The organism is Halolamina salifodinae (assembly GCF_017874235.1).
Classification (GTDB): Archaea; Halobacteriota; Halobacteria; order Halobacteriales; family Haloferacaceae; genus Halolamina; species Halolamina salifodinae.
Genome location: NZ_JAGGLC010000001.1, coordinates 285985 through 300274, shown reverse-complemented (window position 1 = coordinate 300274; position 14290 = coordinate 285985). Strand labels below are relative to the sequence as shown.

General features: G+C 68.4%; 13 protein-coding genes. 9 read left to right on the top strand and 4 right to left on the bottom strand.

Translation table 11 applies throughout. The features are described 5' to 3' along the window. Nucleotides 1–15 precede the first annotated feature (15 nt). Entirely contained in the window at nt 16–423 is a 408-nt protein-coding gene (locus J2753_RS01535) for an acyl-CoA thioesterase (RefSeq protein WP_209490752.1), read from the top strand. Nucleotides 424–460: 37 nt separating this feature from the next. Here J2753_RS01535 and J2753_RS01530 read toward each other — a convergent pair whose 3' ends face one another. Beyond that, nucleotides 461–1639 (bottom strand): aspartate kinase, encoded by a 1179-nt coding sequence (locus J2753_RS01530; protein WP_209489775.1) that lies wholly within the window; start codon nt 1637–1639, stop codon nt 461–463. A gap of 148 nt (nt 1640–1787) precedes the next feature. On the opposite strand from J2753_RS01530, the gene J2753_RS01525 reads away from it, so the two are divergent. From J2753_RS01525 to J2753_RS01500, 6 genes are all read left to right on the top strand, one after another. Continuing rightward, a complete protein-coding gene (locus tag J2753_RS01525) occupies nt 1788–2075 on the top strand; it encodes a translation initiation factor eIF-1A (RefSeq protein ID WP_209489773.1) in 288 nt (95 codons plus the stop codon). Nucleotides 2076–2383: 308 nt separating this feature from the next. Further along, nucleotides 2384–4249 carry a PINc/VapC family ATPase gene (locus tag J2753_RS01520; RefSeq protein ID WP_209489771.1) on the top strand — a complete coding sequence of 622 codons (1866 nt, stop codon included), beginning with the start codon at nt 2384–2386 and terminating at the stop codon, nt 4247–4249. Nucleotides 4250–4345: 96 nt separating this feature from the next. Beyond that, nucleotides 4346–7360, top strand: a complete 3015-nt coding sequence (gene uvrA, locus J2753_RS01515) for an excinuclease ABC subunit UvrA (RefSeq protein WP_209489769.1) — start codon at nt 4346–4348, stop codon at nt 7358–7360. Continuing rightward, nucleotides 7360–7827, top strand: a complete 468-nt coding sequence (locus tag J2753_RS01510) for a hypothetical protein (RefSeq protein ID WP_209489767.1) — start codon at nt 7360–7362, stop codon at nt 7825–7827. The genes uvrA and J2753_RS01510 overlap by 1 nt, the downstream gene beginning before the upstream one ends. A gap of 42 nt (nt 7828–7869) precedes the next feature. Further along, nucleotides 7870–8865 (top strand): WD40/YVTN/BNR-like repeat-containing protein, encoded by a 996-nt coding sequence (locus J2753_RS01505; protein ID WP_209489765.1) that lies wholly within the window; start codon nt 7870–7872, stop codon nt 8863–8865. 164 nt (nt 8866–9029) lie between these two features. After that, the gene (locus J2753_RS01500; protein ID WP_209489763.1) at nt 9030–10118 is read left to right on the top strand and encodes a geranylgeranyl reductase family protein; all 1089 of its coding nucleotides are present in this window, start codon (nt 9030–9032) and stop codon (nt 10116–10118) included. 13 nt (nt 10119–10131) lie between these two features. Here the strand turns inward: J2753_RS01500 and J2753_RS01495 are convergent, their stop codons facing one another. Together J2753_RS01495 and J2753_RS01490 are read right to left on the bottom strand one after the other, a co-directional pair. Beyond that, nucleotides 10132–11163 carry an aminomethyltransferase family protein gene (locus tag J2753_RS01495; protein WP_209489761.1) on the bottom strand — a complete coding sequence of 344 codons (1032 nt, stop codon included), beginning with the start codon at nt 11161–11163 and terminating at the stop codon, nt 10132–10134. Between the two features lie 47 nt (nt 11164–11210). Then, complete coding sequence (locus J2753_RS01490) at nt 11211–11507, bottom strand: DUF6432 family protein (protein WP_209489758.1); 297 nt, start codon at nt 11505–11507, stop codon at nt 11211–11213. Nucleotides 11508–11611: 104 nt separating this feature from the next. Between J2753_RS01490 and J2753_RS01485 the strand changes: the two genes are divergently transcribed. Then, nucleotides 11612–13102, top strand: coding sequence for a DUF7093 family protein (locus tag J2753_RS01485; protein WP_209489756.1), 1491 nt, complete (start codon nt 11612–11614; stop codon nt 13100–13102). A gap of 45 nt (nt 13103–13147) precedes the next feature. Continuing rightward, entirely contained in the window at nt 13148–13528 is a 381-nt protein-coding gene (locus J2753_RS01480; RefSeq protein ID WP_209489754.1) for a DUF5611 family protein, read from the top strand. Here J2753_RS01480 and J2753_RS01475 read toward each other — a convergent pair. Beyond that, nucleotides 13525–14262 carry an SDR family NAD(P)-dependent oxidoreductase gene (locus tag J2753_RS01475; RefSeq protein WP_209489752.1) on the bottom strand — a complete coding sequence of 246 codons (738 nt, stop codon included), beginning with the start codon at nt 14260–14262 and terminating at the stop codon, nt 13525–13527. The two genes, J2753_RS01480 and J2753_RS01475, sit on opposite strands and share 4 nt — an antisense overlap. Nucleotides 14263–14290: the final 28 nt, after the last annotated feature.

Below are 14290 nucleotides of genomic sequence, written 5' to 3'. Positions count from 1 at the left end.
ACCAGCGAGGTGGTGATGCCCGACGCGACCAACAACCTCGGGCGCGCGCTCGGTGGCTGGGTGCTCCACCGGATGGACCTCGGCGGCGTCGTCGCCGCCCGGCGGTTCGCCCGCTCACAGGTCGTCACCGCGAGCATCGAGCGCGTGGACTTCCACGCGCCGATCGATCTGGGTGATATCGCGGTGCTCACGGCCTACGTCTACGACGTGGGCGAGACGAGCATGCAGGTGCGCGTGGACGTAACCGCCGAGCGCCCCAGCGAGGGTGTCGAACGCGAGACGGCCTCCTCGCATCTGACGTTCGTCGCCATCGATGACGAGGAGAACGTCACGACGGTCCCGGATCTCACGGTCGAGACGGCCGAGGAACGCCGACTGCGGGACGCCGCGCTCAACGGGGAGCCGACGGCGCCGACGCAGTAGCGCGCCAAAATCCGCAGAGAGCGGCTTTTTCGCCGCTTCAGAACTGTTCGTGGACGATGTCGAGGGTGTCCTCGCGGTCCGCCCACGCCACGAAGATGGCCACGGAGGTCGCGGAGGTGATCAGGTCGTGGATGTTGATCCCCGCCTCCGCCAGCGGATCGACCAGCGAGCGGATCACGCCCGGACGGTTCGGGAGTTCGCCGCCGGTGACTCGGATCACGGCGATGTCGTCCTCGACGGTGACCGAGGAGAGCGAATCGTCGGCGACGACGGCGTCGTGCAGCGTCGCCTCGGCGTCCTCGGCGACGGCCTTCTCGACGTAGTAGGTCAGCGAGTCCATCCCGCTGGCGACGGCGTCGACGTTGATGTCGGCCTCGGCGAGCGTCTCGGACACCTCAGAGAGGATTCCGGGCCGGTTCCGGATCGCTCGGCCCGCGACGGTCAGACAGGAGAGCGGCGCCTCCTCCATGTCGATCAGGTGCTCGAAACTCCCCTCGATCTCGGTGCCGCCGGCGAGCAGGTCCCCGTGCTGGTAGTGGACCACCCGGACGCCGAGGTCCTCGTCCTTGTAGACCAGCGCGGAGGGAGCGACGACTTCGGCGCCCCGGAACGAGAGGCTCCGGAGTTCGTCGACGGTGATGGAGCCGACGTTGCGCGCGCCCTCGACCACGCGGGGGTCGCCGGTCATCACGCCCTCCACGTCGGTGACGATGACCACCTCGTCGGCGTCGAGGTAGTTGCCCAGCATCATCGCCGTGGTATCGGAGCCACCGCGGCCGAGCGTCGTCACGTCGCCCTCGGGGCCTTCCGCGAGGAAGCCCGTGATGACGGGGACGGTGTCGCCCAGTTTCTCGGCGAGTGCGTCGACGCGGCGCTGGGTCGCCTCGGCGTCGATCTCGCCGCGTTCGTTGGTGATGACCGGCCAGTCGTCGCCCCCCGGCTCGACGAAGGTGGCGTCGACGCCGCGGGCCGCGAGCGCGGCTTTCAGCATCCGGATCGAGGTTCGTTCGCCCATCGAGACGATCTCCGCGCGGTCGGCGGGATCGGCGTCGAAGGAGATCTCCTCGAGCAGGTCGTCGGTCTGTGAGCCCATCGCGCTGGCGACGACGGCGATCTCGTGGCCCGCCTCGACGGCGTCGGCGACGGAGTTGGCTGCCCGCTCGATCCGGTCGCCCGAACCCAGCGACGTCCCGCCGAACTTCGCGACTACGCGCATCGCCGGACACCTCCGGCAGCTTGCGTTCCGTTCATACCGCCCCTTATGGAAGCCGTGGGTTAACTGTGTCTCTCCCGAACGCGGGTTGTGGTACCGTCTGTCAACTACGGATCCCACGGCTTATCCGTCGGTGCGCCGTACTCCCTCTATGAGCGACGATTCATCAGGACGAAAGAACCTTCGGATGCCTGACGACGACCAGGTGTTCGGCGTCGTCACCGAACATCTGGGCGGGAACCACGTCCGGGTTCGCTGTGCAGACGGCGAGACGCGACTCGGCCGCATCCCCGGCCGCATGAAGTACCGCACCTGGATCAACGAGGACGACGTCGTCATCCTCGAACCGTGGGACTGGCAGGACGAGAAGGGCAACATCGAGTGGCGCTACGAGGACCAGGACGCAGAGCAGCTCCGCCGCGAAGGCCACATCGACTGATTTCTCGTCAGGGCCGTCTTTGGCCCGAGACAACGCAACCCGGGTAGCGACGGGTTCGGCCGTCAGATTTTTGTTTGTCACTAACTAACACACACATGAACCCCGAAGAGGGGGTTCCGACGGGAACCACCGTCGTAGCGGTAGACGGGCGCACCGATCGCCGAAAACGCGACACGACAGACCCGAAACCGAAACGTCGAGTGCGGGACGCCCCACCGGACGGCCGACGTTGGCCGTCCGGTCGTCGTATTCGCCCGGGCCAGGTGGGGCATATACACCCTTTTGAGCCTCCACCACCTATCATACGTGTGAACGTCGTTCCCGACACCAGCGTCGTCGTCGACGGCCGCGTCTCCGAGCGCGTCGCCGACGGGCGCTACGAAGGTGTCACCGTCTACGTCCCCGAAGCCGTCGTTGGCGAACTCGAAGCACAGGCCAACGCGGGCTACGACCCCGGCTGGGAGGGGTTGGAGGAGCTCCAGCGCCTCGCCGATCACGCCGACGCCGGCGAGATCAGCGTCGAGTACGTCGGCAGCCGCCCGAGCACCGGCGAGGTCGAGGGCGCCGCCGAGGGCGACATCGACGCCTTGATTCGCGAGATAGCGGCCGAACACGCCGCCACGCTGCTGACCAGCGACGGCGTGCAGGCCGAAGTCGCCCGCGCGAAGGGCATCGACGTCGACTACGTCGAACCCGTTGTCGACACCGAAGCCGCCGAACCCGAGGAGGACACGCTCGCTATCGAGGAGTTCTTCACCGACGACACGATGAGCCTCCACCTCCGCTCGGGCACCCGACCCAAAGCCAAGCGCGGCGACCTCGGCGAGATGCGCTACGAGCAGATCGCCGACGAACCCACCTCCGACGAGCAGATGGCGGAGTGGGCCGCCGACGTCATCGAGACCGCTCGCGCCTCCTCGGACGGGTTCATCGAACTCAGCGACGAGGGGATGGACATCGTCCAGTACCGCGACTACCGGGTCGCGGTCGCGCGCCCCCCCTTCGCCGACGCCGTCGAGATCACCGCCGTCCGACCGGTCGCCAAGACCGTCCTCGAGGACTACGCGATGGCCGACGAACTCAAGCAGCGCTTCACCGAGCGCCAGCGCGGCGTCCTCATCTCCGGATCGCCGGGGGCCGGGAAGTCAACGTTCGCCCAAGCCGTCGCGGAGTTCCTCAACGACAACGACTTCGCGGTGAAGACGATGGAGAAGCCACGGGACCTGCAGGTCGGCGACGAGATCACGCAGTACACCGAACTCGGCGGCTCGATGGAGAACACCGCCGACTCGCTGCTGATGGTCCGGCCCGACTACACCATCTACGACGAGGTGCGCAAGTCCAGCGACTTCGAGACGTTCGCGGACATGCGCCTCGCCGGCGTCGGGATGATCGGCGTCGTCCACGCCACCCGCGCCATCGACGCGCTCCAGCGTCTGGTCGGCCGGGTCGAACTCGGGATGATCCCGCAGGTCGTCGACACGGTCGTCTACATCGAGGCCGGCCAGATCCACACGGTCTACGACGTGGAGACGGAGGTGAAGGTCCCCGCGGGGCTCACCGCCGAGGACCTCGCGCGGCCGGTCATCCTCATCTCGGACACCGAGACGGGCAAACCCAAGTACGAGATCTACACGTTCAACCGCCAGGTCGTCACCGTCCCCCTCGACGAGGAGGGCGAGGAGGAGAGCGGCGTCAGCCGCATCGCCAAACAGGAGATCGAACGGGAGATCCACTCGGTCGCCCGCGGGCACGTCGACGTGGAACTGCAGGGCCAGGACCGCGCCGTGGTCTACGTCGAGGAGGACGACATCTCCTACGTGATCGGCAAGGGCGGCGGCCGGATCAGCGAGATCGAGGACCGCCTCGGCATCGACATCGACGTCCGGACCCACGACGAGAACCCCTCGCCGAGCACCAGTAGCGACGAGGAGACGTCCGTCGGCTCCCCGCAGGGTGAGGTCGTCCAGCCGGAGATCACGTCCCGCCACGTCGTGCTCCGCCTCGACGAGCACGTCGGCGACACCGTCGAAGTCCGCGCCGACGGCGACTACCTGTTCACCGCCACCGTCGGCCGCGGCGGCGACGTGCAGGTCTCTCGGGGTTCGGCAATCGCCGAACAGCTCGAGGACGCCATCGACCGCAAGCAGCAGATCACGGTCGTTCCGGCCTAACGGCCGCGGGCTGCTCGGTTCCCCCTTTCTTCCGTGGTTCGGGCGCGCACGCGCGACCGACGGGTTCAACCCTCCCGACTCGCTACGATAGACCGAATGAGCAAGGAGTTCATCGAGGTCCGCGGCGCCGAGGAGAACAACCTCGCGGACCTCGACGTGGAGATCCCACGCGAAGCGTTCAGCGTCGTCACCGGCCTCTCCGGGTCGGGGAAGTCCTCGCTCGCGTTCGACACCGTCTACGCTGAGGGCCAGCGCCGATACATCGAGAGCCTGTCTGCCTACGCCCGGAACTTCCTGGGCCAGATGGACAAGCCGCAGGTCGAGTCCGTCGAAGGGCTCTCCCCGGCCATCTCCATCGACCAGAAGAACGCCGCGAACAACCCCCGGTCGACCGTCGGGACCGTCACCGAACTCCACGACTACCTCCGCCTGCTGTACGCCCGCGTCGGCACCCCCCACTGCCCGGAGTGTGGTCGGGAAGTCGGGACCCAGAGCGCCCAACAGATGGTTCAGCGCCTGTTCGAACTGCCCGAGGGCACCCGCGCGATGATCGCCGCGCCCGTCGTGCGCGACCAGAAGGGCGCCTTCGAGGACCTGTTCGAGGAACTCGTCACCGAGGGGTACGCCCGCGTCGAGGTCGACGGCGAGCGCTACGACCTCACCACCGACGACCCCGATCTGGACGAGAACTACGACCACACCATCGACATCATCGTCGACCGCGTGAAAGTCACCGAGAGCGACCGCTCGCGCATCACCGACTCCGTCGAGACCGCACTGGAGGAGGGCAACGGCGTGCTGAAGGTGATCCTCCCGTCGCCGCCCGAGGACCTGCCCGAGTCGTTCGGCGGGAACGTCTCCCGGAGCACGGGCGACCTCGCCGACGACGATTCCGACGCCGAGAGTGAGGCGGACGACCGCCTCGTCGTCGAGTTCTCGGAGGAACTGGCCTGCACCCACTGCGGCATCGACTTCTCGGAGATCGAGACCCGTTCGTTCTCGTTCAACTCTCCCCACGGCGCCTGCCCCGAGTGTGAGGGGATCGGCGAGACGAAGGAGGTCGACGAGGACCTCGTCGTCGTCGACCCCTCGAAGCCGATCAAGGACGTGTTCGAGGCCTGGAGCTACAACCGCTCGTACTACCGCACCCGAATCGACAGCGTCGCCGCGCACTTCGGCGTCGACCCGAGCACCCCGTTCTCGGCGCTTACGAGTTCCGAGCAGGAGCAGTTCCTCTACGGCACCGACGAGCAGGTCGTGTTCCAGCGCCAGACCAAGAACGGCACCCGGCGTAAGGAGAAGCGCTTCGAGGGCGTCATCCCCAACCTCGAGCGCCGGCACGTCGAGACTGACAGCGACTCCACCCGCGAGCACATCGAGGAGTACATGGCCGTCACCACCTGCCCGGCCTGTGAGGGGACGCGCCTCAAACCGCACTCCCGGTCGGTGCTCGTCGACGGCACCTCCATCACGGCGGTCAGCCAACTCAGCATCGGCGACGCCCGCCGCCACTTCGAGGGGATGGAGGGGAACCTCTCGGAGCGCGACCTCGTGATCGCCGAGGAGATCCTGAAGGAGATCCGCGCCCGTCTGGGCTTCATGGAGGAGGTCGGTCTCGACTACATCACGCTCGACCGCGAGGCGTCGACGCTCTCGGGCGGCGAGAGCCAGCGGATCCGCCTCGCCACGCAGGTCGGCTCCGGCCTCGTCGGCGTGCTCTACGTGCTCGACGAGCCCTCTATCGGCCTCCACCAGCGCGACAACGACCGCCTACTGAACACGCTGGAAGGCCTCCGAGACCTCGGCAACACGCTGCTCGTCGTCGAACACGACGAGGAGACGATGCGCCGCGCGGACCACGTGATCGACATGGGGCCCGGTCCGGGCAAGCGCGGCGGCGAAATCGTCGCGCAGGGAGAGTTCGACGACATCGTCGCCAGCGAGGAGTCCGTCACCGGCGACTACCTCGCCGGCCGGGAGGAGGTGCCCGTGCCCGCTGAGCGCCGGAGCTCCGAACACGCGCTCACGGTCGTCGGCGCCCGCCAGCACAACCTCAAGGACCTCGACGTCGATCTCCCGATCGGCCAGTTCACCGCGATTACGGGTGTCTCCGGCTCCGGGAAGTCCACGCTGATGCACGACGTGCTGTACAAGGGCCTGGCACGGAACATGAACGACAACACGAGCGTCGACCCGGGCGAGCACGACGCCATCGAGGGCACCGAGCATATCGAGACGGTGCGCCTCATCGACCAGTCGCCAATCGGCCGCACCCCCAGATCGAACCCGGCGACGTACACCGGCGTGTTCGATCACATCCGCGAAGCGTTCGCCCAGACCAAACTCGCCCAACAGCGCGGCTACGACAAGGGTCGCTTCTCGTTCAACGTCAAGGGCGGCCGCTGTGAGGAGTGTGGCGGGCAGGGTACCGTCAAGATCGAGATGAACTTCCTCTCTGACGTCCACGTCCCCTGCGAGGAGTGTGGCGGCGCGCGCTACAACGACGAGACGCTCGACGTGGAGTTCAAAGGCAAGACCATCGCCGACGTGCTCGATATGGACATCGAGGAGGCCTACGACTTCTTCGAGGCCAACAGCCAGCTTCGCCGCCGGCTCAAACTGCTGAAGGACGTGGGGCTGGACTACATGAAGCTCGGTCAGCCCTCCACGACGCTCTCGGGCGGTGAGGCCCAGCGCGTGAAGTTGGCCGAGGAGCTCGGCAAGAAACAGACGGGTGAGACGCTCTACCTGCTCGACGAACCGACCACCGGCCTCCACAAGGAGGACGAGCGCAAGCTGATCGAGGTGCTCCAGCGCCTCACCGACAACGGGAACACCGTCGTCATCGTCGAGCACGAACTCGACCTCGTGAAGAACGCCGACAACGTCGTCGACCTCGGGCCGGAAGGCGGCGAAGAAGGCGGCCACGTCGTCGCCAGCGGGACACCCGAGGAGGTCGCGCGCGTCGACGAGTCCTACACCGGGACGTACCTCCGGGACTACCTCCCGGACGTGGATATCGAGGGCCCGCGTGCGGACCGACGCAAGCCCGCGAAGGAGGACGGCGACGCCGCCAGTGAGGAGGCAGCGCCCGCAGCCAACGACGACTGATGGCCGACACACCTACCCGTCGGAAACTGCTCGCCGCCGTCGGCACCGCCACCGCGACGGGGCTCGCCGGCTGTACGGCCGCCGAGCGCGCGCGCCTCAACCCCTTCGCCGAGCCGCCCGTCTCCATGACGGTGATCCGGGCCAGCGGCGACGAGTCCGGGACACGCTGCAGTTTGCCCACCGACGCCGTCGCGGAGATACCCGAACTCCGGAACCCGCTCGACGAACTCAACGACGCTACGGACGGCGAACGCGCCCAGCGCGGCCTCTCGATCCCGACCGGCCGCGAGATCTCGAACCTGTTCACCCGCCAGTGCGACGGCGACATCGGCGGGATCTACCGCTACGACGGCGCCGCGTACCTGATCGGGCTGACCTACCGCGACCAGGCCGACCACCAGGACCACCACGAGGATCTCGCCGGCAACGAGACCGACGACGACACCGAGACCGAGACGCCGAACTGACACGGCGCTACCTTTTCGACGCCCGCGCTCCACCAAGCGGGCATGTCCACGCTCTACGCTGCCTACGAGGACTCGCTGTTCGTCGTGGCCGATGCGGACGGCGATCCGACGCTCCGGTCCCACCGCTTCGACTCCCGACCCGAATCGGTCGCCGTCGCCGGCGGCGCCGTCCTCGTCGGCACGTTCGAGCACGGTCTCCGGCGCTCGAGCGACGCCGGAAAATCGTGGACCCGCGCCGACGGTATCGAGCAGGACGCCGTCACCGCGCTCGCGGTCGCTCCCAACGACCCGAACACGGTCTATGCCGGCACCGAACCCAGTCGCGTCTACCGCAGCACTGACGGCGGCCGGACGTTCGAGCGACTGGACGGTCTCACCGACCTGCCCTCGTCGAGTGAGTGGTCGTTCCCGCCGCGACCTGACACCCATCACGTCCGTTGGATCGAACCCGATCCGAACGACCCGAATCTACTCCACGTCGCCGTCGAAGCCGGGGCGCAGGTTCGTGGCCACCTCTCCGACGGCGGTGTGCGCTGGGAGGACCGTGTTCCGGGGTCTCGACTGGACGTCCACAGCATCGCGACCCACCCGGAAGCCCAGAATCGCGCGTGGGTCGCCGCCGGCGACGGCTACGCCGAGACAACCGACGGCGGCAACTCGTGGCAGCATCCAGACGCAGGACTCGAGCACACCTACTGCTGGAGCGTCGCGGTCGGTCTCCCAGAATCGACTGACAGTCCCCAAGTCCTCCTCACGGCCGCATCCGGGGCCAACGCTGCCCACCGCCGGGGGAAGGCGTACCTCTACCGACGCGAGGGGAACGTGTGGGAGCGCCTCGACGACCGCGGGATTCCGACTGGCGAGGGCACTTATCGCGCCGTTCTCGAACGCGGCGCCGGCGAATCGACGTTCTGGGCCGCGAACAACCACGGACTCTATCGGACGAGGGACGGCGGCGACTCCTGGGACCGGGTCGGCGTCACGCTGCCCGACCGTGTCCACGACCAGTGCTGTCGCGGCCTCGTGGTCGTCGACTGACCCCGACACTCAAGTAGGGGAGCGAGACCAGTACCGTCGATGCTCTGACCCTCCGACGCGGGCCGGCTCAGGCGGGTGCTCGACGTACCGGTCCGCGACAGGAAGCGCGTCGACTGCCAGCTACAACCACGAGACATATGTCCGGAGCCCGGATAGTCGGGGGTATGTACGACTTCGCCGTCGTCGGCGTCGGCCCCGCCGGCGCACGCGTCGCCCGCCGCGCGGCCGAGGCGGGCCACGACGTGATCGCCTTCGAGCAGGGCGAGATCGGCACGCCGCTCGCCTGCTCGGGACACGTCTCGCGGGACATCTGGGAGTACACCCCCGACGGCGCCCGGGAGGAACTGCTCCAGAACGAGGTGTACGGCGCCGACTTCCACGTCGGCGGGCCCGAGAGCCGTGCCTACCCCTTCTACAAGGACGAACCGGTCTCGAACGTCATCGACCGCGAGGGACTCGACCGCACGCTAGCCGAGGCGGCCCAGGACGCCGGCGCCGAGGTACGCGACGGCCACACCGTCACGGGCGTCGACGAGCGCCTCGACGGCGTCGAACTCACCGTCTCGCCAGACGACGGCGAGCCGTTCACCGTCGAGGCGAAGATGGTCGCCGGCTGTGACGGCCCCGTCTCGCGGGTCCGACGAGCCGTCGGTCTGCCCGAACCCGACGAGAAACTCCACGGCGTCTTGGGGTTCGACCCGGAGCCGGATCACGGTGACTTCGTCGACGTCCACCTCACGGTTCCGAGTTTCTTCGCGTGGCGCATCCCGCGCGGCGAGGCCGGCGTCGAGTACGGGCTGGCAGTCCGCCCGGACACGGACGAGGACGCCCGCTCCCGCTTCGATGCGCTCGTCGACGCCTACGGCGCCGAGATCGACCGGTTCTGCTCGGGCGCCATCCCCGTCGGCCCGCCGGACTCGGTGGCCTCCCACCGCGTGTTCCTCGTCGGCGACGCCGCTGCCCAGACGAAGCCGTTCACCGGCGGTGGCATTCTCTACGGCATGCGCTCGGCGGATAACGCGGTTCGAGAGATCGATCCCGACGACCCGGCGACGCTGTCAGCCTACGAGGCCGCGTGGCGCGACGAACTGGGAACGGAGATCCGACTCGGCCACTGGCTACGCCGGGCGTACTCGCTCCCGGAGCCGATCCAGCGGCTGGGTCTGCGGGCGACATCGGGCGAAATCGGCGTTCACATGGACCAGCCGAGCACGCTGTTCTCCCGCGAGCACCTGCGGAGCTACCTGCCATAGCCCCCAGAATCGGTCAGTAGGAGGGGAGCCGACGCGACTGGTCGCTCCCCTCGACGAACGGGAGCGACTCGATTTCGGCACCGAATCGGTCGTCAGCAGCTCTAACTCCCTCGACCGTCGCATCGGCGTCGACGATGGCGAACCCGATGGTGGCCGAGAGCGAGGGGCTCCAGCGCGCTCGCGTCACGCGCCCGACCGGGCCGTCGTCGTCGAGTACCGTCGTACCTCCCGCTGGCGGCTCTTCGGCGTCGATTCGGACCCCAACGAGCCGTTGGTCGGTCTCGGCCGCCGGAAGTCCGGCAGCACCACTGAGGCCGACCGTCGCTGGTCGCTTGCCGTCGATCTCGGTGTCGAACAGCGGCGTCCCGGCTTCGAGGGTGAGCGTCTCGTAGGTCCGGTAGCCAAAGGGTGCGGCGCCGTTCCCGCGGGAGAGCAGCGTCATCCACACCTCGTCGGCGTCCTCGGCGGCACAGATCACCTCGTAGCTCTCCTCGCCGCCCGGCGCGTCGCCGGCGACCACCGAGACGCCGGCGTCGCCCATCGACCCGCGGACGAACGAGTACGCGCCTGTCGGCGCGCCGGCCTTGTGGAGGACAGAAGCGATCTTCTCAGTCGCCATCGGCCCGTGGACGCCGAACACGCCGAACCCCTCGGTGGCTTCTCGGGCGGTCGCCGAGCGTTCGCCCGTCTCGAGTCGGTTGATCACCGTGGGCGCCCGGCCCGGTGGGGAGAACAGCAGCAGGCGTTCGCCTGCGGCGTAGACGAACAGCTCCGCCGCGGCGGTACCCTCGTCGTCGAGCACCAGTGCGTAGCAGCCGGCGCCGTCGCCCTCGGGCACGTCATTGGTGATGGCGGCGTCGACGGCGGCGTGGCGGTCGCTACCGGTGACGACGACGACGCCGTAGCCCATCTCGATCACGCCGACGGCGTTGCGGACCGCCCGGACCGCCCGGTCGGCGCGGCCGTACTCCTCGACGATTTCGCGCCCGCCGCGCTGGCCGAACGTTGCCCCGTGATCGTCGTGGCTGCCCCCGACGAGCGTCATTGGCTGCGGTTCGGCGCCGCGGGGAAAAACTCCGCCGGTTCGCCGACTCAGAAGCCAAACCGGTTCCGGATGATCTCCAGCACGCTCGGCTCGTCGTCGAACTCCTCTGAGTCGGCGACGACGCCCGCCGCGGGGTAGATTGTCACTCGCTCGTCCTCGCGCTCCACATCGATCAGGTCGGCATCCTTCAGATCGGCGAGTGCGGGCTCGAGCGTATCGATATCGGCGTCGACCGCCGCGCGGAGTTCGAGGACGCTCATCCCCTCGTCGGCGCGGTCGGCCAGCGCCGCGAGCACCTCGAACTCCACCTCGTCGCGGTCGCGATGCTCCGGACTGACGGCCATACCGGCCCTCGGGCGGGGAGCGGCATATCCTTACCGGCGGGCACGGCCGGGACCGGCGGGCAGTGGCGGGGTATTTTTAGCCTTCCGGCCGTCTATCTCCGGTAATGGGACTCAGGTGTCTGCTCGGACACGACTTCGGCGAGCCGGAAACCGAGCGCGAACGAAACGAGGAGGGTAACGAGGTCGTCGTTACCGTCCGGGAGGTCAAAACGTGCGAGCGCTGCGGGGAGAAACAGGTCGTCAGCGAGAACAAGGAGATCACCTCCATCGATCAGCTTCGGGAGTCGGCCGGCGCCGAGCCGACTGGGGCGATGACCCCGGGTGCTGAACCCACCGAGACCGACACGGCCGAGAGCGCCGGAACGGACTGGAGCACTGACGAACTCTCGACGGGAACCGACGACGCCGGTGTGTCCGCCGAGTCGGAGCCGGAACCCGCAGCGCCGTCGTCGACGCCCGAACAGGCCGAGTCCGTCTCGGAAGAGACTGAGGATCCGATCGACCGCGGCGTCGCCGACATCATCCAACAGGCCGAGAAGGACGACGACATGCTCGAGCGCGAGGCCCCCGAGTCCGAGCCTGAATCCGACGCAGCCGAGGACGAGTCCGAGGAGGAAGAGGACGTGCCGGTCCACCCCGGCCAGCGCGGCACGGACGAGGACGACGAGGAGACACCTGACGCCGAGAGCGACGACGGCGTCATCCTCGACGAGGAGGAGGCGCCCCGCGCCGAGGAGGCCCGCAAGCAGTGGGAGGAGGAAGCCAGCCCCGAGGAGGTCCCCGGCCAAGACCTGAGCGTCAGCGAGCCGTCGGCGCCCGACGGCGAGGACGCCGAGATCATCGACGCCGATGCGGAGGGCACGACGGCGGCGCCCGAACCCGAGCCGGAACCGGAGACGACCGAGCAGCCCGCGTCCGAACCCCAGCGGCCCACCGAGAGCTCCTCCGCCGTCGAGGACGAGGACGCCGAGATCATGGACGCCGGGCCTGAGGTCACGGAGAATTCAGAGCCTGAACCGGCCGACCAGTCGACCGAGCCCGAGCGCGAGGAGACCGACGAGGGCCACATGCCGTGGCCCGACGCGCCCGGCGAGGACGAGGGCCACGACGCCTCGGTGCCGGACGGCGAGCCAGCCGATGTCGACTTCGGCGGCGGCCTCACGCCGAGCGGTCCGGAGAGCGAGGAACCCGAATCGGAGCCCGCTGAACCGGAGCCCGCTGAACCGGAGCCCGCTGAATCGGAGCCCGCTGAACCGGAGCCCGCTGAACCGGAGCCCGCTGAATCGGAGCCCGCTGAACCGGAGCCCGCTGAACCGGAGCCGGAATCGGAGCCGGAGCCGATGCAGACAGAAATCACTGAGTCCACGCCGGACCGGTCCAACGGCCATCGGACCGAGGACGGCGAAGCCGGCGATGCCTCGGCGACGCCGACGGCCAACGTCGATCTGGAGCGCTCGAGCCGCGACGCGGACATGGAGTACCTCTGTCCCGAGTGCGGGCTGACCCGCGACGTGGGCAACTCCTCGATGCGCGCCGGCGACATCTGCCCGGAGTGCCGGAAAGGCTACATCACCGAGCAGCAGAAGGCCGAGTAGCGACGGTCCACAACTGGTAAACCGACCCCTCGCGAAACGGCTCGCATGAAGGAGTACAAGATGCGACGGGGGAAGACACTCGAGGAGCGGATCCCCGACATGGAGGCGACGGTCGAGGACTACTTCGGTGAGATCACCGGGACTGAGGAGTACAGAGGGAACGACCTCTACGTCGTCGGCGACCCCGACAACCCCGTGTTCGAGCGGATCGTCGCGGGCGCAATCGAGTACTCGGGCAAGAAAGACTGGCTGGGCGTGGAGTTCGAGGAGCGCGACCCGACCGAACTCGACCCCGACGAACTCGAGGCCGCCGGCGAGGCCGTCGACACGAAAAACGACTTCCTGCTGGAGGCGACCGGCCGCGACGCCAAATCCCGCCGCGAGTCGCTGAAGCGCGAAGTCGAGGACGAGGCGCCGGACTACTAGATCGACTCGGGCAGGTAGCCGCCGTCGATTTCGATGTTCTCACCCGAGACGTAGTCGCTGTCCGACCGGCAGAAAAAGAGCGCCGCGTTCGCCACGTCCTCGACGGTCGCCCAGCGCCCGCGCGGGGCGGCCTCGGGGAACTCGTCGCTGGTCTCGATCACGTACGGCGACACCGCGTTGACGGTGATCCCGTCGTGTTGCGTATCGGCCGCGAGCATCCGCGTGAACATCAGCACGCCCGTCTTCGCGACGAAATAGGGGAAGTTCGTCGGCCCCGTGAGCGCCTTCTCGCTGCCCGCGTAGCCGACGTTGACGATCCGGCCCCACTCCTGATCCCGCATCCCCGACAGCGCGCGCCGCGCACAGAGCATCGTCCCCGTGAGGTTGGTCGAGAGCACGCGGTTCCAGGCGTCGAGGTCGATCTCCTCCCAGTGGCGCGGGTCGAAGTCGCCGACGTTGTTCACCAGCACGTCGACGCTCCCCAGATCGGCCTCGACGGACTCGAACATCGCGTCGACGCTCTCGGGGTCGGTCACGTCGCCCTGTACGGTCGTCGCCGACGCACCGAACGCTTCGGCGTCGGCGGCCGTCGCCGCGGCCGCCTCGTCGCTGCTGTAGTAGTGGATCGCCACGTCGGCGCCGGCGTCGGCCAGCGCGAGCGCCAGCCCCCGGCCCAGCCCCGAGGCGCTCCCGGTCACCAGCGCGACCCGTCCGGCGAGATCTGCGTCCTCCATGGCTCGCCGGTCGAGCGCCCGACCCAAG

What these genes read in the sequence shown, in the direction of transcription:
- J2753_RS01505 (WP_209489765.1), top strand. Translation starts at nt 7,870, where the DNA reads ATGTCCACGCTCTACGCTGCCTACGAGGACTCGCTGTTCGTCGTGGCC.
- J2753_RS01510 (WP_209489767.1), top strand. Translation starts at nt 7,360, where the DNA reads ATGGCCGACACACCTACCCGTCGGAAACTGCTCGCCGCCGTCGGCACC.
- J2753_RS01480 (WP_209489754.1), top strand. Translation starts at nt 13,148, where the DNA reads ATGAAGGAGTACAAGATGCGACGGGGGAAGACACTCGAGGAGCGGATC.
- J2753_RS01525 (WP_209489773.1), top strand. Translation starts at nt 1,788, where the DNA reads ATGAGCGACGATTCATCAGGACGAAAGAACCTTCGGATGCCTGACGAC.
- J2753_RS01495 (WP_209489761.1), bottom strand. Translation starts at nt 11,163, where the DNA reads ATGACGCTCGTCGGGGGCAGCCACGACGATCACGGGGCAACGTTCGGC.
- J2753_RS01500 (WP_209489763.1), top strand. Translation starts at nt 9,030, where the DNA reads ATGTACGACTTCGCCGTCGTCGGCGTCGGCCCCGCCGGCGCACGCGTC.
- J2753_RS01475 (WP_209489752.1), bottom strand. Translation starts at nt 14,262, where the DNA reads ATGGAGGACGCAGATCTCGCCGGACGGGTCGCGCTGGTGACCGGGAGC.
- J2753_RS01490 (WP_209489758.1), bottom strand. Translation starts at nt 11,507, where the DNA reads ATGGCCGTCAGTCCGGAGCATCGCGACCGCGACGAGGTGGAGTTCGAG.
- J2753_RS01535 (WP_209490752.1), top strand. Translation starts at nt 16, where the DNA reads ATGCCCGACGCGACCAACAACCTCGGGCGCGCGCTCGGTGGCTGGGTG.
- J2753_RS01530 (WP_209489775.1), bottom strand. Translation starts at nt 1,639, where the DNA reads ATGCGCGTAGTCGCGAAGTTCGGCGGGACGTCGCTGGGTTCGGGCGAC.
- uvrA (WP_209489769.1), top strand. Translation starts at nt 4,346, where the DNA reads ATGAGCAAGGAGTTCATCGAGGTCCGCGGCGCCGAGGAGAACAACCTC.
- J2753_RS01485 (WP_209489756.1), top strand. Translation starts at nt 11,612, where the DNA reads ATGGGACTCAGGTGTCTGCTCGGACACGACTTCGGCGAGCCGGAAACC.